This is a genomic window from Caballeronia sp. S22, from assembly GCF_964261745.1.
Taxonomy (GTDB): domain Bacteria; phylum Pseudomonadota; class Gammaproteobacteria; order Burkholderiales; family Burkholderiaceae; genus Caballeronia; species Caballeronia jiangsuensis.
Map to the genome: position 1 here is coordinate 413,084 of NZ_OZ180037.1, position 16,114 is coordinate 429,197.

14 protein-coding genes are annotated in these 16,114 nt (G+C 63.6%); 7 read left to right on the top strand and 7 right to left on the bottom strand.

The window, feature by feature from the left end:
* The first annotated feature begins 3 nt into the window (after positions 1–3).
* The 5 genes from ACEN42_RS25580 (at position 4) to ACEN42_RS25600 (ending at position 4,838) form a co-directional block, all read left to right on the top strand.
* Entirely contained in the window at positions 4–1,566 is a 1,563-nt protein-coding gene (locus tag ACEN42_RS25580; RefSeq protein ID WP_371884757.1) for an FAD-dependent oxidoreductase, read from the top strand.
* A 122-nt stretch (positions 1,567–1,688) separates the two neighbouring features.
* Complete coding sequence (locus ACEN42_RS25585) at positions 1,689–2,087, top strand: VOC family protein (protein ID WP_187606975.1); 399 nt, start codon at positions 1,689–1,691, stop codon at positions 2,085–2,087.
* Positions 2,088–2,148: 61 nt separating this feature from the next.
* Positions 2,149–2,799, top strand: a complete 651-nt coding sequence (locus tag ACEN42_RS25590) for a twin-arginine translocation signal domain-containing protein (protein WP_187606976.1) — start codon at positions 2,149–2,151, stop codon at positions 2,797–2,799.
* 36 nt (positions 2,800–2,835) lie between these two features.
* The gene (locus ACEN42_RS25595) at positions 2,836–4,419 is read left to right on the top strand and encodes a GMC family oxidoreductase (RefSeq protein WP_371884758.1); all 1,584 of its coding nucleotides are present in this window, start codon (positions 2,836–2,838) and stop codon (positions 4,417–4,419) included.
* Between the two features lie 89 nt (positions 4,420–4,508).
* On the top strand, positions 4,509–4,838 hold the full coding sequence (locus tag ACEN42_RS25600) for a ribbon-helix-helix domain-containing protein (protein WP_035500266.1): 330 nt from the start codon (positions 4,509–4,511) through the stop codon (positions 4,836–4,838).
* A gap of 46 nt (positions 4,839–4,884) precedes the next feature.
* On the opposite strand, the gene ACEN42_RS25605 is transcribed toward ACEN42_RS25600, so the two are convergent.
* Complete coding sequence (locus ACEN42_RS25605) at positions 4,885–5,613, bottom strand: class I SAM-dependent methyltransferase (RefSeq protein WP_371884759.1); 729 nt, start codon at positions 5,611–5,613, stop codon at positions 4,885–4,887.
* A gap of 111 nt (positions 5,614–5,724) precedes the next feature.
* Between ACEN42_RS25605 and ACEN42_RS25610 the strand changes: the two genes are divergently transcribed.
* Positions 5,725–6,786, top strand: coding sequence for a catalase family peroxidase (locus ACEN42_RS25610; RefSeq protein WP_238294844.1), 1,062 nt, complete (start codon positions 5,725–5,727; stop codon positions 6,784–6,786).
* On the top strand, positions 6,783–7,316 hold the full coding sequence (locus ACEN42_RS25615; protein ID WP_309883089.1) for a cytochrome b: 534 nt from the start codon (positions 6,783–6,785) through the stop codon (positions 7,314–7,316). Before ACEN42_RS25610 ends, ACEN42_RS25615 begins: the two co-directional genes overlap by 4 nt.
* A gap of 10 nt (positions 7,317–7,326) precedes the next feature.
* Here the strand turns inward: ACEN42_RS25615 and ACEN42_RS25620 are convergent, their stop codons facing one another.
* From ACEN42_RS25620 to xsc, 6 genes are all read right to left on the bottom strand, one after another.
* Positions 7,327–8,844 carry a PLP-dependent aminotransferase family protein gene (locus ACEN42_RS25620; RefSeq protein WP_187606981.1) on the bottom strand — a complete coding sequence of 506 codons (1,518 nt, stop codon included), beginning with the start codon at positions 8,842–8,844 and terminating at the stop codon, positions 7,327–7,329.
* A gap of 129 nt (positions 8,845–8,973) precedes the next feature.
* Positions 8,974–10,287 carry an MFS transporter gene (locus tag ACEN42_RS25625; protein WP_238216996.1) on the bottom strand — a complete coding sequence of 438 codons (1,314 nt, stop codon included), beginning with the start codon at positions 10,285–10,287 and terminating at the stop codon, positions 8,974–8,976.
* 31 nt (positions 10,288–10,318) lie between these two features.
* The gene (locus tag ACEN42_RS25630) at positions 10,319–11,992 is read right to left on the bottom strand and encodes a GMC family oxidoreductase (protein ID WP_371884760.1); all 1,674 of its coding nucleotides are present in this window, start codon (positions 11,990–11,992) and stop codon (positions 10,319–10,321) included.
* Positions 11,993–12,201: 209 nt separating this feature from the next.
* Entirely contained in the window at positions 12,202–13,026 is an 825-nt protein-coding gene (locus ACEN42_RS25635) for an IclR family transcriptional regulator (protein WP_250486411.1), read from the bottom strand.
* A 9-nt stretch (positions 13,027–13,035) separates the two neighbouring features.
* Entirely contained in the window at positions 13,036–14,049 is a 1,014-nt protein-coding gene (gene pta, locus ACEN42_RS25640) for a phosphate acetyltransferase (protein ID WP_371884761.1), read from the bottom strand.
* A 63-nt stretch (positions 14,050–14,112) separates the two neighbouring features.
* The gene (gene xsc / locus ACEN42_RS25645) at positions 14,113–15,879 is read right to left on the bottom strand and encodes a sulfoacetaldehyde acetyltransferase (RefSeq protein ID WP_374191212.1); all 1,767 of its coding nucleotides are present in this window, start codon (positions 15,877–15,879) and stop codon (positions 14,113–14,115) included.
* Positions 15,880–16,114: the final 235 nt, after the last annotated feature.

Consider the following 16,114-nt stretch of genomic DNA (forward strand, 5'->3'; position numbering starts at 1 on the left):
CCAGTGACAGACACCAAGCCTTCCGACCGCGCATCGCTGCTGCGCGAACTCGACAAGACGCCCGTATTCGATGTCGTCGTGATCGGCGGCGGCGCGAGCGGTCTCGGCACGGCCGTCGATGCGGCCTCGCGCGGTTACCGGACCTTGCTGCTGGAGGCGCGCGACTTCGCCAAGGGCACGTCGAGCAAGGCGACGAAGCTCGTTCATGGCGGCGTGCGTTATCTCGCGCAGGGCAACATCCCGCTCGTGCGCGAGGCGCTGCGCGAGCGCGGCCTGCTCGCGCGCAACGCGCCGCATCTCGTGCATGCGCTCGGCTTCGTCGTTCCGGCGTATCGCTTCGGCGACAAGCTGATCTACGGCGCGGGACTGAAGATGTACGACTGGCTCGCGGGCGCGTCGAACCTCGGCGCGAGCCGCAGCCTAAGCCTCGGGGAAACGCGGGCGATATCGCCGATGCTCGCCGATTCCCTCGACGGTCACGCTCTGCGCGGCGGCACGCTCTACTGCGACGGCCAGTTCGACGACGCGCGTCTCGCCATCGCGCTGATGCGCACGCTGTTCGATCTCGGCGGGCTCGCGCTGAACAATGCGGCCGTGCGCGGCATCGGTTTCGATCGCGCGGCGGGGCATCATCGCGTGTCGGTGACGGACGTCGAAACGGGCGATAGCCTCGACGTCGGCGCGCGCTGCCTCGTCAACGCGACAGGCGTCTGGGTCGATTCGATCCGCGCGATGGCCGAGCCCGGCGTGCGCCCGATCGTGGCGCCGAGCCAGGGCGTTCATCTCACGTTGCCGGGCCGCTTCCTGCAAAGCAACGACGCGATTCTCGTGCCGAAGACGAAAGACGGACGCGTGCTTTTCATGGTGCCGTGGCACGGCCACACGATCGTCGGCACGACAGATACGCCGCGTCAGGACTTGCCGCTCGACCCGCGCGCGAGCGACGAGGACATCGACTTCATTCTCGCGACGGCGTCGGATTATCTGTCCGTGAAGCCTTCGCGCGACGATGTCCTGAGCGTATGGGCGGGCCTTCGTCCGCTCGTGAAGGCCGACTCGAACGCATCGACGGCGGCGCTCTCGCGCGAACATACGATCGAAATGAACGCGACGGGCATGATCACCGTGACGGGCGGCAAGTGGACGACGTATCGCCTGATGGCGCAGCAGGTTATCGATCTGGCCGTCGCGAAGCGGCTGTTGCCGGAGGCGCCATGCCGCACGGCGTCGTTGCCGCTGCATGGCGCGACGGCGGAGCAGCACGGCCATTACGGTTCCGATGCAGCCGCTATCGAACGTCTGCCCGGCGCGCATAACGTGCTGGTGAAGGCCAGCGGGCTGACCGAGGCGCAGACGCGCTTCGCGGTTCGGGCCGAACTCGCGCGCTGTGTCGAAGATGTGCTGGCGCGGCGCAATCGTGCGCTGTTTCTCGATGCCGCCGCCGCCCGCGACGCCGCGCCGGAAGTCGCCCGGATCATCGCGGAAGAGCTGGGACGAAGCGCGCAGTGGCGAGCCGAAGAGATCGCGCGTTTCGATGACTTCGCGCGCACCTGGATGTTGTCGTAGCGGCTCGATTTCCCCGGCCGGCGCGCGTGCGCCCTCGGGGAAACGCCTACTGCCCGATTTAACCCGCCATTACCCTTTGCGCGCGCCGCTTCCTACACTTGACTCACAAGGAGGAGGCGCCCATGTCGAAACTCATTCACACGATGATTCGCGTGCAGGATCTGCAACGCTCGCTCGATTTCTATCAGAAGGCTTTCAATCTCGGCGTTGCGCATCGGCTGGATTTTCCGGACTTCACGCTCGCCTATCTCCGCAACGATGAAACGCACGCCGAGCTCGAACTCACCTGGAACAAGGGGCGCGCCGAACCTTATACGCATGGCGACGGCTACGGCCATGTCGCGGTGAGCGTGCCGGATGTGAAGACGGAGCGCGAGCGTCTCATCGGCCTGGGGCTTACGCCCAACGACGTGCGCGAGTTCAAGAACGACGACGGCTCGCTGATCGCGCGATATTTCTTCATTCAGGATCCGGACGGTTACAAGATCGAAGTGCTGGAGCGTCACGGGCATTACGAGTAGTCACGGCGGCACCGCGGGACCACATACAAAAGTTGTTGCAGCACCCCACAAGGAGAGAGACATGCGAGACACGATCATTCCGATCGTCGCGCAGCGGCGCGCGCACGATGCTGGACATCATCACGATCACGATCACGATGAAATCGCCGCCGCCCCGCCGAAGATCGCACTGACACGACGCGAATTCCTGCGCGGCACCGGCGTGCTGGTCGGCACGATCGCCGCGACGTCGATTTTCGCGAGTCTCGCGCCGAGCCGCGTCTGGGCGCTCGAAATGCAGGGGCTCAGCACGCATCAGGGCGAGGTGCTGCTGCAGGTGACCCGGCAGATCTATCCGCACGCGACGCTCGATGACGCTGTCTACGCGCTCGTCGTCAAGGATCTCGATGCCAAGGCGAAAGCCGATCCCGCAGTGCGTCAACAACTCGCCGACGGCGTCGCGCAACTCGATGCGAAAGCCGGCGCCGACTGGACGAAGCGCGGCGCGAACGACAAGGCGCAGGACGTCGCCGCGCTCGCGGGCACGCCGTTCTTCAGCACGGTTCGCAGCACGGCCGTGGTTTCCCTGTACAGCAATCCGCTGGCCTACGAGCACTTCGGCTATGGGGCGTCGAAGGGCGATGGCGGCTATCTCTATCAGGGCTTCAATAACCTGACGTGGCTGCCCGATCCGCCCGCGGCCGACAGCGGCCCGATTCCGAAAGACAGCTAACCCATCAGAGCGATCCGACGGAAAACGGAGACAGACATGTATACGGACAACAAGGTGCAGTTCAGACACACCGACGATCACGTCGTGGTCATCATCGGATCCGGGGCGGGTGGCGGGACGCTCGCCAACGAACTCGCGCAGAAGGGCGTCGACGTGGTCGTACTCGAAGCGGGCGCGATGCACACGCAGGGTGATTTCGCGACGGAAGAGTGGAGCGCGTTCAAGCAGCTCTCGTGGCTCGACAATCGCACGACGTCGGGTAACTGGCGCGTCGCGAAGGACTTTCCGAACCTGCCCGCGTGGATCTGCAAGACGGTAGGCGGGACCACCGTTCACTGGGCGGGCGCGAGCCTGCGCATCCAGCCGCACGAGTTCAAGGCGAAGACGACCTACGGCGACGTGCAGGACGCCAATCTGCTCGACTGGCCGGTCACGCGCGCGGAACTCGATCCTTACTATGACCGCGCCGAGAAGAAGATGGGCGTGACGCGCACGAACGGCAATACGGGCCTGCCGGGGAACAACAATTTCAAGGTCATGTCGGCGGGTGCAACGAAGCTCGGCTACAAGGAGTGCAACACCGGCCACATGGCGATCAACAGCACGGTGCGCGACGATCGCACGCACTGCTTCCAGCGCGGTTTCTGCTTTCAGGGCTGCCGCACGGGCGCGAAGTGGTCGACGCTCTACACCGAGCTGCCGCGCGCGCAGGCGACGGGCCGCATGGAACTGCGCCCGCAGTCGCATGTCGTCAAGATCGAGCACGATGCGCGCGGCAAGGCGACAGGCGTCGTCTACTACGACAAGGACGGCAAGCTGCAGCGGCAGAAGGCGCGCGTCGTCGCCGTGGCGGGCAATGCGATCGAGACGCCGCGCCTGTTGCTCAACTCGCATTCGAGCAAGTTCCCCGATGGCCTCGCGAACGGCTCGGGCCAGGTGGGCCGCAACTACATGCGGCACACCACAGGCTCGGTCTATGGCGTGTTCAACGACAAGGTCGAGATGTACAAGGGCACGACGATGGCCGGCATCATCGAGGACGAATCCGTGTTCGATCCGAAGCGCGGCTTCGCGGGCGGCTATCACCTGGAGACGCTTTCGCTCGGGCTGCCGTTCTACGCGGCGTTTCTCGATCCGGGCTCCTGGGGGCCGAACTTCGCGGCAGCGATGGATCAGTATCAGTACACGGCGGGCATGTGGATCGTCGGCGAGGACATGCCGCGCGAATCGAACCGCATCACGCTCAATACCGACGTGAAGGATCAGTACGGCCTGCCGGTGCCGAACGTTCACTTCGACGATCATCCGAACGACGAAGCGATGCGCGAGCACGCGTACAAGCAGGGCAGCGCGGTGTACGAAGCGGCGGGCGCGAAGGCGACGTATCTCGTGCCGCCGTATCCATCGACGCACAATCTCGGCACGGTCCGCATGAGCGCGAAAGCCAGCGATGGCGTCTGCAATTCGCACGGCCAGACGCACGAAGTGGCGAACCTGTTCATCTCCGATGGCAGCCAGTTCACGACGGGCGCCGCGGAAAACCCGACGCTCACGATCGTCACGCTGGCGATCCGGCAGGCGGATTACATCGCCGGGCAGATGAAGCAGCGCAGGGTTTGACGCGATTGCCGGTCGACACGTAGCGGAGTAGCTTTTTCAGTTGGCCGTCGTGCGCGCGCGCGGCGGCCCGTTTTGTGGAGGCTTTCGTCATGTGTGGGGTGTATATCAACGCCGACCCGATCCTCTATGAATCGCGCACGCGTTCGCTGCGCATTCATGGCGTGATCACGACGGTCCGGCTCGAAAATCTGTTCTGGGACGTGCTGCAGGAAATTGCCGGGCGCGAAAATCTGACGACGAGCCAGTTCGCCGTCAAGCTCTACGACGAATTGATCGCGTTGCGCGGCGAGGTGCCGACCAACTTCGCGTCGTTTCTGCGCGTGTGCTGTCTGCGCTATCTGTCGATGCGAGAGGCGAAGCAGAATGCGGAGAGCGAGGCGGCGGGGGCGGTTGCGTTGCGGGTTTTGAAAACCGGGTAGGGTTGGCGCGTTCGAACGCGGATGGGACGCGGGGTCGCTGCGCCCCTCACCGTTCCACCGCGACAATCGCCATCATCGGCCGCTCGACCTCTTCCTCCAGCGCGGGCATCGCGCTGAGCTGCTCTTGCGTCGGTCCCCACTCGATCAACCGTCTGAGCCTAAATCCGCAATCGATGAGCGTATTGACGAGCGTCCCCATCGTCCGATGCTGCTTCACGACGCCTTCCGCGAGCCAGTTCGTCACGCGCGCGCCTTCGTTCTGGTAACCGTCGAGCGGCCAGATCTTGCGTCCATCGCGGTCCACATCGAACGCGGGATTGCGCGGCGCCATATAAATCGGATGCTCGATCGAGAAAACGAGCCTGCCGCCCGGCACGAGCGCCCGACGAATCGCAAGCATCAGGCGCCGCAGATTCTCTATGTAATGAAACGCGAGCGAGCTATACACAAGCTCGAAACTCGAATCGGCCAATTCGATGCTTTCCAGATCGCCGAGCCGATACACAACCGCCGGATGCGCATTCAACGCTCCGGCCCGTTCGAGCATCTTCTCCGACACATCCACACCCGACACATGCGCCGCGCCATGTTCGGCCGCCCATCTACAGAACCATCCATATCCGCATCCCAGATCGAGCACGCGGAGCCCGCGCATCTCCGGCAAGAGCGCGCGCAGCGCGGGCCATTCCGGCGCGCCATCGAGCCCGTGAATCGATCGATTCAGCCGGCTATAACCCGAAAAGAAATCCGGGTCGTCGTAAATGTTCTGCGTCATGCGGGCAACTCCAGGCAAACAGGGGTATCTGCGAATTTTGCGCGTTGCTGGCACGATTCCCCTCACGCTGCTAGATTACCGTGCAACAGAATCGTTGATCGAGAGACTACGATGGCTGACAAACCCGCTTCCCCCCGTTCGCCCCTTCCCGCGCTGATCCTCATCGCGGCCGTCGTCGTCGTGCTGGTCGCGGCCTTCGCCTACACGGGAGGTTGGCTCACGCCGAATCGCCTCACGCCGGCGAAGATCGTCGGCAGCCTGGCGCCGCCCGGCGGCGCGGTGCCGGGGTTCAGGCGCAATCACGCGAAGGGCATCTGCTTCACCGGCGATTTCGAATCGAACGGTTCGGGCGCGGCGCTCTCCAAAGCGAAAATGTTCATGCCGGGCACGTATCCCGTCACGGGCCGGTTCAATCTCGCGACGCCGGACCCGAAAGCATCCGACGCAATGGCCCGTGTGCGCGGCCTGAGCCTGCGCATCGTGATGCCCGATGCAAGCGAGTGGCGCTCCGCGATGATCGACGCTCCGTTCTTCCCCGTCGCGACCCCGCAGGCCTTCTACGACCTGCAGCGTGCGCTCGCGAACAAGAACGACCCCGAGTCCATGCAGAAATTCGCCGCCGCGCATCCGGAAATCGGCGCGTTCGGCGCCTGGGCGGGCAGCGCGCCGTGGACGGCCTCGTATGCGGACGAGCGCTACAACAGCCTGAACAGCTTCGTCTTCACGAATGCGGAAGGACAGGATCAGACGGTGCGCTGGTCCTTCATTCCCGCCGCAAAGCCCGAGAACCTGACACCGGACGAGCTGAAGCAGAAGGGCGCAAATTTCCTCGATGCCGAGATCACGCAGCGCGTGCAGAGCGGGCCGCAACGCTGGGCGATGGTCGTCACCGTCGCCAATCCCGGCGATCCCACCGCCGACCCGAGCAAGGCGTGGCCCGAAGACCGGCACACGGTGGAAGTGGGCACGCTCGTCGTCAAGGCCATCGAGCCCGAGCCCGACGGTGCGTGCCGCGATATCAACTTCGACCCGACCGTGCTGCCATCCGGCATGCGCGTGTCCGACGATCCCTTCCCCGCCGCGCGCTCGGCCGCGTATTCCGTATCGTTCAATCGACGCACCGCCGAGGACAAGGACTACCCGCACACGCCCGCGCAAGGAGCCAAGCCATGAACGCGATCAACGAGCGGTTCTCGCCGCTGCAACGCGCCCTGCACTGGATCATGGCGATATGCATTCTCGCGATGCTGTTCATCGGCGTTGGCATGGTGTCGACAGTGAAGCCGGACTATCTGACGCTCGTGTCCATCCACAAGCCGCTCGGCATCGCGATACTCGTGCTCGCGCTGATTCGTCTCGCGGTGCGAATTGCGCGCGGTGCGCCGCCGCTGCCCGCGAACATGCCCGAGCCGATGAAGCTCGCCGCGCATCTCTCGCACTACGCTTTTTATGCGCTGATGATTGCGTTGCCGCTGCTCGGCTACGGGATGCTGTCGGCGGCTGACTATCCCGTCGTGATCTGCGGCTGGCGCTTGCCGTCGCTTCTTCCTCATAGCAATTCATTGCACACGCTGCTCTGGAACGCGCATCGCTTTCTCGCGCTGTGCTTCTTCGCGTTGATCGTCGTGCATCTCGCGGCCGCGCTGTTTCATGCGCTCGTGCGACGCGACGGCGTGTTTCATGCGATGGCCCCGTGGAAGTGAGCGCGCAGGCTCAAGGGCGCCGCTGCTGCACGACCTGAGCCAGCGCCCGCACGCCCGGCTCGATCAGCTCCGCGCGTATCGCTGAAAAGCCCATGCGGAAGCATCGCTGACCATCGGCGGGATCGGCGAAGAACACGCTGCCCGGTTCGATCAGCACGCCGAGCGCTTGCGCGTCTTTCGCGAGGCGCGTCGCGTCGAGCCACGGCGGACCTTCGACCCAGCACGATGCGCCGCCCGTCACCTTCGATGCACGCAACTCCGGCAGATGCGTGGCGAGCGCATCCATCAGCACTTCGGCGCGCTCCTTGTAGACGCGCCCGAGCTTGCGCAACAGCGTGTCGTGATGACCGAGCGCGAGAAAAGTCGCGAAGGCGCGCTGAATGTAGGCGGCCGGATGCCGGATCATCAGTCGGCGCAGCGCGCGCAATTCGCGTATCAAGGTGCGCGGCGCGACGATATACCCGAGCCGCAACCCCGGCGCGAGCGTCTTCGACAACGAACCGATATACACGACGCGCTCCGCCGTATCGAGGCTCTTCAACGCCGGATGCGGCGTGCCGGAAAACGTGTTCTCGCTCTCGTAGTCATCCTCGATGACGATGAAATCGTGCTTCACCGAAAGATCCAGCAGCCTGCGCCGCCGCTCGATCGGCATCGTCACCGTAGTGGGGCATTGATGGCTCGGCGTGACATACACGTAATCGCACTGGGCGATCACGCTTTCATCGTCGATGACCACGCCGTCTTCATCGACCTCCAGCGGAACGATTTGCGCGTTGTGATGCTGGAAGATATTGCGCGCATCGGGATAGCCGGGGTTCTCCATGCCGACTTTCGTTTGCGTCGCGCAAAGCAGATCGCCCATCAGATACAGCGCCTGTTGACAGCCGTTCGTGACGACGATCTCGTCGGGCATCGCGAACACGCCGCGGCGCGGCAGCACGCGCGTGCGAATTTGTTCGACGAGCGTCTCGTCGTCGCGTTCGATCAGATCGGGCGCCCAGTTGCGGATCTCCATCACCGACAGCCCGTGCATGCAGCTCTCGCGCCAGTCGCTCGTCGGAAACAGTTCGGTATCGAATTGCCCGTAAATGAAGGGATATTCGTAGCTCTGCCAGTTCGACGGCTTGACGATATTGCGCTGATGCGAGGGCGCGTGCCGGATGCGCGCGCTCCAGTCGGGATGACCTTGCTGTGCATCGATGGCCGTCGTGTCGGCGACGCCCGTCGCGGTGAAGCCGCGCTGCAATTCATCGGTCGCGGGATTCACGAAATGGCCGCTGCGTTCGCGCGACACGAGATAGCCTTCTTCGACGAGTTGCTGATACGCGAGCACGACGGTATTGCGCGACACGTTGAGCTGATCGGCGAGTTCTCGGCTCGAAGGCAACGCGGAATCGGGCGCGATATGACCGCTCAGGATCGCATTGACGATCATCTGACGGATCTGGTTCTGCAGGCTCATCCCCGAGACCCGCGAACGTTCGAAAAGCTGCGCCCAAAGCGTGGCGGCTGGGCGGGTGGGCATGCATGTCTCCTGCGAAATGTTCTGGTGATATCCAGATATTACGTGCGGCTTGCACCGCTTGCCAGTGCAACAAAAAGCCGCCGCGCCGATGGTCCGGCGCAGCGGCTGTCGATGTTCACGCGAGAAGGATCAGCCCACGGAAAACGCCATCTCACGCCGCTGCCTCAATCCGACCCATGCCGCCGACAGCGCACTGATGATGCCCGCCGCGAGGCAATATCCCGCGATCATCCACGGATCGCCGCCGTTGCGCTGCAAGAGCCAGGTCGCGACGATCGGGCTGATGCCGCTCGCGAAGATGCCCGAGAACTGATACACGAACGATATGCCCGAATAGCGCACCTTCGCATCGAAGAGTTCGGAGAAGAGCGCGGCTTCCGGACCATAGATCGATGCATACACCACGCCCAGCGGAATCACGACCGCGAGCCACGCGAGCATCGTGTTGCCGCCGCTGTTTTTCATCAGCCAGAAGCCGAAGAACGCGGAGAGTCCCGTCGCGAGCGAGCCCCAAAAGTAGATGCGTGCACGCCCGACGCGGTCCGAAAGGCGCCCGAAGAACGGAATCGTGAAGATCATCACGAACGCGGCGACCATCACGCCGAGCAGCGCATCGGTGCGTTGCAGATGCAGCGTCCCCGTGAGATACGAAATCGAGAACACGCCGAACACATTGAAGAACACGCCGTCGATGAAACGTGCGCCCATGCCCGCGATCGTGTTGCCGGGATACTTCGAGATCACTTCGAGGATAGGCATGCGCACTTCGCTGCCCGTCTTCTGGATGCGCGCGAATTCCGGCGTTTCCATCACGTTCAGGCGGATATACATGCCGATGACCACGAGCGCGAACGACAGGAAGAACGCGACGCGCCAGCCCCACGCAAGGAACTGCGCATCGGTCAGCGTGAGCGACAGCCCCGCGACGACACCCGACGAAAGACACAGCCCGAGCGCGAGACCGATCTGCGGAATGCTCGCGTAAAAGCCGCGCTTGTTCTCGGGCGCATATTCGAAGGCCATCAGCACCGCACCGCCCCATTCACCGCCGAGTCCGATGCCTTGCAGCACGCGCAGGAACAGCAGCAGCGAAGGCGCCCAGATGCCGATCTGCGCATACGTCGGCACCATGCCGATCAACACCGTCGCGACGCCCATGATCGTCAGCGTCATCACGAGCATGCTCTTTCTGCCGACGCGATCGCCGAAATGGCCGAAGATCACGCCGCCCAACGGCCGGCTCAGAAAGCCGACGGCGAACGTGCCGTAGGCGAGCATCGTCGAGATGAGCGGATCGCTGCTCGGGAAATACAGCTTGTTGAAGACGATGCCGGCGACCACGCCGTATAGAAAAAAATCGTACCACTCGATTGTCGCGCCGATGAGGCTGGCGACGACGACCTTTCTCATCTGCTTGCCATCGGTTCGGGGCAGTGCGTTCATGGTTGTCTCCTGATGTGTTTGAGACTTGTGTTCAGTCTCTCTGGCCTGCGTGGGCCACGGGTTTTTCCACAACGACTTCGGGTACGTCTTCCACGCGCGTGACGTGCTGATAGCGCCGGTCTTCGAGAATCATGTCGGCGGCTTTCTCCGCGATCATGATGACGGGGGCGTTCGTGTTGCCCGACACCAGCTCCGGCATGATCGACGCATCGACCACGCGCAGGCGTCCGATGCCGCGCAGCTTCAGGCGTTCGTCGACGACCGCGAGCGCGTCGCTGCCCATCTTGCAGGTGCCCGCCGGGTGATAGATCGACTGGCTGAACTTGCGCGCGACATCGAGCAGCTCGGCATCCGTCTGGTACTGCGAACCGGGAATGAACTCCGACACGATGTGCTTCGCGAGCGAAGGCGCGGCGGCGATGCGGCGCGCCACCTTGATGCCGCCGATCACGACGGGATGATCGCGTTCGTCGGAAAGATAGTTCGCGTGAATCGCCGGATAGTTCAGCGGATCGTTCGAGCGGATCTCGACGCTGCCGCGGCTGTGCGGCCGCAACTGACACACCGACGACGTGAACGCCGAGAACGGATGCGCGCCCTGGCCGGGTTTGTCGGCGGAAAGGGGCTGCATGTGAAACTGGATGTCGGGACGCGCGACGTCCGGCGACGAGCGCGTGAAGATCGCGACCTGACTCGCCGCGAGCGTGAGCGGCCCGGTGCGCGATAGCGCGTATTGCAGACCGACCAGCGCCTTCTTCAGCGGATTGTTGACCTCGTCGTTGAGCGTGCGCTCGCGCGTCTTGAAGACGAGCCGCACTTGCAGATGATCCTGGAGATTGCGGCCGACGCCGGGCAGCTCGTGCCTGACCTGTACGCCCGCATTGTTCAGCACGCTCGCGGGACCGATGCCCGAGTTCTGCAGAATCTGCGGCGAGCCGATTGCGCCGGCCGCGAGAATCACTTCGACGCGTGCACGAACCGTCTTCACGACGCCTTCATGCACGTACTCGATGCCCGTCGCTTCCTTGCCGTTGAACACTACCTTGCGGGTCTGCGCACGCGTCTGCACGATGAGATTGCGGCGATCGCGCACCGGCTTGAGAAAGCCCTTCGCGGTGCTCCAGCGAAGACCCTTATAAGCGGTCTGCTGAAAATAGCCGACGCCTTCCTGCGTCGCGCCGTTGTAGTCCGTGTTGAACGGGATGCCGATCTCCTGCGCCGCCGCGATGAAGTGATCCGCGATCGGGCGACGCAAACGCAGGTCCGATACCTTCAATGGCCCGCCCGCGCCGTGATACTCGCTCGCGCCGTGCTCCTGATCTTCCGACTTCTTGAAGTAGGGCAGCACGTCCCTATAACTCCATCCGGCGTTGCCGAGCTCGGCCCAGCGGTCGTAGTCTTCACGCTGGCCGCGCACATAGAGCAGCCCGTTGAGCGAGCTGGAGCCGCCGAGCACCTTGCCACGCGGCCAGTCGATGCTGCGTCCGGCGACCGCATCGTCCGCTTCGGTGCGATAACACCAGTCGAGCTCGGGATCGTGCATCGTCTTGAAGTAGCCGACGGGAATATGAATCCACGGGCTCGTGTCTGGGCCGCCCGCTTCTAGCAACATGACGACGTTGGACGGGTCGGCGCTCAGACGGTTGGCCAGCACGCAACCCGCTGAGCCCGCACCGACGATGACGTAATCGACTTCCTGCTGCATGACACCTGTCTCCTGAAGTCTTCTTTTGGAACGAATCGTTTCGTTTGCGTTTCGTTCAATGTGGAAGAAGCGGGCAAGGAAGCCAAGAGAAAAGCGCGGAAGCTCGCGAAAGTGAAACGGAAAATGCGAAATCCGATTCAGAAGCAGGAGGGCGGTTCGGGTTGTCCCTGAGATTAATTCGCCATCCGAAATATCGATGCTGCGGCGCGTCAGAAGGTCGCCGTGAGATCGGCAGCGGCTTCCTGAAGACGCGGCACGAAGGTCAGCGCGCGCGACAGCGCCATGCGCGACACCGGACCATGCACGGCGATGGCCGCGATGCATTTGCCGCGCGAATCGAACACCGGCACGGCGACGCACGCGATGCCCAGCACGAACTCCTCGTTATCGACAGCGATGCCCTTGTGCGCGATGCGATCCAGTTCCGCTTCGAGCAGGTTCGGATCGTCGAGGGTGTTCGGTGTGAAGCGTTCGAGCCGCATCGCGCGGATGAGCGCGGCGCGTTCGTCGCGCGGCATCGTCGAAAGAAGGAGCTTGCCGCTCGCGCTGCAATGCGCGGGCACGTGCGAGCCGGGCTTGAGTTCGAGCCGCAGCGCCCACGGCGATTCGCAGCGGTCGAGATAGAGCACCTGCGTGTCGTGCAGCGTGCTCAGGTTGCAGGTCTCGCCGAGATCGGCGACGAGACGCTCCAGAATCGCGTGGCGCTGACGCCTGGCGCCGCTGTGCATCATCACGTCGACGCCGAGCCGTTCGAGGCGCGGGCCGATCACGTACGCATTCTTTTGTCCCGGCTCACGCGCGACGAAGCCGCCCGCTTCGAGCGATTGCAACATGCGATGCAGCGAGGCCTTCGGCTGCCCGATGATGTTCGCGAGTTCCGCGAGCGACAGCGCGCCCTTCGCCGCGACGAGATGTTCGAGCACGCTGAACGCGCGCAGCGTAGGCGTGTCCGTGCGCGCGGCGTGGTCGATGAGCGCCGCGCTTTCCGTCGATTCAGGTTGAACGAACGCTTCGGTATCGGCTCGCGTATCCATGATGCGCACTCACGCCGTCTGATGCCGCGCGGCCTGCGCCTGCACGCAGGTCACGGCGATCACGTGATAGATATCGTCGGCGCTGCAGCCGCGCGACAGATCGTTGGCAGGTTTGGCGAGCCCTTGCAGCAAGGGTCCGATAGCCTTCGCGCCGCCGATGCGCTCCGCGAGCTTGTAGCCGATGTTGCCCGCTTCGAGACTCGGGAAGATCAGCGTATTCGCGTGGCCTTCGATCTGCGAGTGATGCACCTTGCGCATTGCGATCTCCGCGACGATCGCCGCATCGAGCTGCACGTCGCCGTCGATGGCGAGGACGGGGCGCGCTTCCTTCACGCGCCGCGTCGCATCGATAACCTTGTCGACGGCTGCATGGTGCGCGCTGCCGCTCGTCGAGAACGACAGCATTGCGACGCGCGCATCTTCCATCAGGAGGCTGCGCGCACTGTCGGCGGCGGCCAGCGCGATTTCGGCGAGCTGCTCTGCATTCGGCTCGACGACGAGCGCGCAATCGGAAAAGATGAGGCCGCCTTTCATCGTATGGAAAGGCTCGCACAGCATCATCAGAAAGAAACTCGAAACAAGCTTGAACGAAGGCCGCACGCCGATGATCTGTATCGCGTTGCGCACGACGTCCGCCGTCGTGTTGACCGCGCCGGACACGGAGCCGTCCGCCTCGCCCGTGCGCACCATCAGGTTCGCGAAGCAGAGCGGATCGAGCACGGCGGCGCGCGCCTGATCGGGCGTCATGCCTTTCTTCTCGCGCAGCGCGAAAAGCTCCTCCGCGAAGCGTTCGGTATGTGAGGAATGAGAAGGATCGATCACGTCGATGCCTTCGAGATCGATGCCCGCGCCATCCGCAATCTGAAACGCACGCGCTCGCGCGCCCACGAGCACGATGCGCGCGATGCCTTCCTTGTGCGCGCGTTCCGCCGCCTGAAGCACGCGCGTGTCTTCGGCTTCGGAGAGGACGATACGCATCGGCAGGTCGCGAGCCTGATCGATGATGCGATGCATGGCTTTCATGTCGGGCTCACTGTCATGGTTAAGAAAACGCCGCTCCGGGCGCGGAGCGGCGTGGCGCAGGACTTAGACGTAGTCCTTGTACTTGTCGAGCGTGCGCACCGGCTTCGAGAGTGCGTCGCGGCGGAACGGATCGCCGAGTTCGCGCGTGCACATGATCTCGATGATCGTCGTCTTGCCGTGATTCATCTGCAGATCGATGGCCTTCTTCAGCGCAGGCCCGACATCCTCCAGCTTGTCGACGACGATGCCTTCCGCGCCCATCGCCTTCGCGATCTCGGCGAAGCTCTGGTTGTCGAGCTCGCCCGCAACGAAGCGGCGATTGTAGAAGTCCACCTGATTCTTCTTCTCCGCGCCCCACTGACGGTTATGGAACACGACAGCCGTCACCGGAATGTTATGGCGCACGCAGGTCATGGTTTCCATCAGGCTCATGCCCCAGGCGCCATCGCCTGCATACGAGACGGCCGGACGATGCGGTGCCGCAACCTTCGCGCCGATGATCGTCGGGAACGCATAGCCGCAGTTGCCCCAGCTCATCGCCGCGAAGAAGCTGCGCGGCTTGTTGAAGCGCAGATAGCTGTTCGCGACCGAGTTGATGTTGCCGATATCGGTCGACACCATCACGTCTTCCGGCATCGCCTTTTCGAGCTCGCGCAACACCTGACGCGGATGCAGATACTGGCCGCCGCTGAAGGGCTTCTCGCTCTTCTGCTCTTCGATCATGTCGAGGCTGTACGGATCGCGCTCGTGCGTCCATTCGTCGAGTTCCTTCTCCCATGCGGCCTTTTCCGTGGCGATGGTCTTCGCGCGGGCGTCCTTCGTCGCATCGCAATCGAGCTTGCGATCGGCGAGCCGCTGCGTGAGCGCGATGGCCGTCGCCTTCGCATCGCCGCAAATACCGACGGAAATCTTCTTCACGAGGCCGAGCATCTTGTGGTCCGCGTCGATCTGGATGACCTTCGCTTCCTTCGGCCAATAGTCGAGGCCGTGCTGCGGCAGCGTGCCGAACGGTCCGAGCCGCGAGCCGAGCGCGATCACGACATCGGCCTGGCTCAGCAGCTTCATCGCGGCCTTCGAGCCTTGATAACCGAGCGGGCCGCACCACAGCGGATGATTCGCCGGGAACGAGTCGTTGTGCAGATAGCTGTTGACCACCGGCGCGCCGAGACGCTCGGCGAGCGCTTTACATTCCTCGATGGCATCGGACATCACCACGCCGCCGCCCGAGATGATGACGGGGAATTTCGCTTCGGCGAGCAGATCGGCGGCTTCGTTCAGGCTCTGATCGCCGCCGGGGCCGCGATCGAGACGCTGCGGCTTCGGAATCTCGACCTTGACCTGGCCGTAGAAGTAGTCGCGCGGAATGTTGAGTTGCGTCGGGCCCATCTCCGACATCGCGCGGTCGAAGCAGCGTGCCGTGAACTCGGCCATGCGCGCCGGGTGCGTCACGTGGCCCTGATACTTCGTGAATTCCTGGAACATCGGCAATTGCTTCGCTTCCTGGAAGCCGCCGAGGCCGATGCCCATCGTGCCCGCTTCCGGCGTGACGATCACGACCGGGCTGTGCGCCCAGTACGCCGCCGCGATCGCCGTCACGCAATTGCTGATGCCGGGGCCGTTCTGACCGATCACGACGCCGTGACGGCCCGACACGCGCGAATAGCCGTCAGCCATGTGGCCCGCGCCCTGTTCATGCACGACCGGGATCAGGCGGATGCCGGCGGGCGCGAAGATGTCCATCGCGTCCATGAAGGCCGAACCCATGATGCCGAACATCTCGGTCACGCCGTTGGCGGCGAGCGTTTCGACGAATGCTTCGGAAGGGGTCATCGACTGCGGACCGGCGGGCGTCGCGCTGGCGGCGGCGAGAGTGGTCTGGGAAGGACGGGCTTGGTCGTGCTCGCTCATGAGTGTCTCCGGGTGAAATAAATCGGAACGTTTGGTTCCGGAATATGTATCGTGAAGACATCGTAGGACGAGCCGATTTCCGCGTCAACCAGTTTTTCAAATAAATGGAATGTTTTGTCTCTAAAAAATTCGGAATTTTTAGCGATGGTGAGCGGGA

Excerpts from the sequence above, each read along its gene's own strand:
- xsc (WP_374191212.1), bottom strand. The coding sequence starts at position 15,879 with ATGACCCCTTCCGAAGCATTCGTCGAAACGCTCGCCGCCAACGGCGTG.
- ACEN42_RS25630 (WP_371884760.1), bottom strand. The coding sequence starts at position 11,992 with ATGCAGCAGGAAGTCGATTACGTCATCGTCGGTGCGGGCTCAGCGGGT.
- ACEN42_RS25625 (WP_238216996.1), bottom strand. The coding sequence starts at position 10,287 with ATGAACGCACTGCCCCGAACCGATGGCAAGCAGATGAGAAAGGTCGTC.
- ACEN42_RS25585 (WP_187606975.1), top strand. The coding sequence starts at position 1,689 with ATGTCGAAACTCATTCACACGATGATTCGCGTGCAGGATCTGCAACGC.
- pta (WP_371884761.1), bottom strand. The coding sequence starts at position 14,049 with ATGAAAGCCATGCATCGCATCATCGATCAGGCTCGCGACCTGCCGATG.
- ACEN42_RS25615 (WP_309883089.1), top strand. The coding sequence starts at position 6,783 with ATGAACGCGATCAACGAGCGGTTCTCGCCGCTGCAACGCGCCCTGCAC.
- ACEN42_RS25635 (WP_250486411.1), bottom strand. The coding sequence starts at position 13,026 with ATGGATACGCGAGCCGATACCGAAGCGTTCGTTCAACCTGAATCGACG.
- ACEN42_RS25600 (WP_035500266.1), top strand. The coding sequence starts at position 4,509 with ATGTGTGGGGTGTATATCAACGCCGACCCGATCCTCTATGAATCGCGC.
- ACEN42_RS25590 (WP_187606976.1), top strand. The coding sequence starts at position 2,149 with ATGCGAGACACGATCATTCCGATCGTCGCGCAGCGGCGCGCGCACGAT.
- ACEN42_RS25610 (WP_238294844.1), top strand. The coding sequence starts at position 5,725 with ATGGCTGACAAACCCGCTTCCCCCCGTTCGCCCCTTCCCGCGCTGATC.
- ACEN42_RS25620 (WP_187606981.1), bottom strand. The coding sequence starts at position 8,844 with ATGCCCACCCGCCCAGCCGCCACGCTTTGGGCGCAGCTTTTCGAACGT.
- ACEN42_RS25595 (WP_371884758.1), top strand. The coding sequence starts at position 2,836 with ATGTATACGGACAACAAGGTGCAGTTCAGACACACCGACGATCACGTC.
- ACEN42_RS25605 (WP_371884759.1), bottom strand. The coding sequence starts at position 5,613 with ATGACGCAGAACATTTACGACGACCCGGATTTCTTTTCGGGTTATAGC.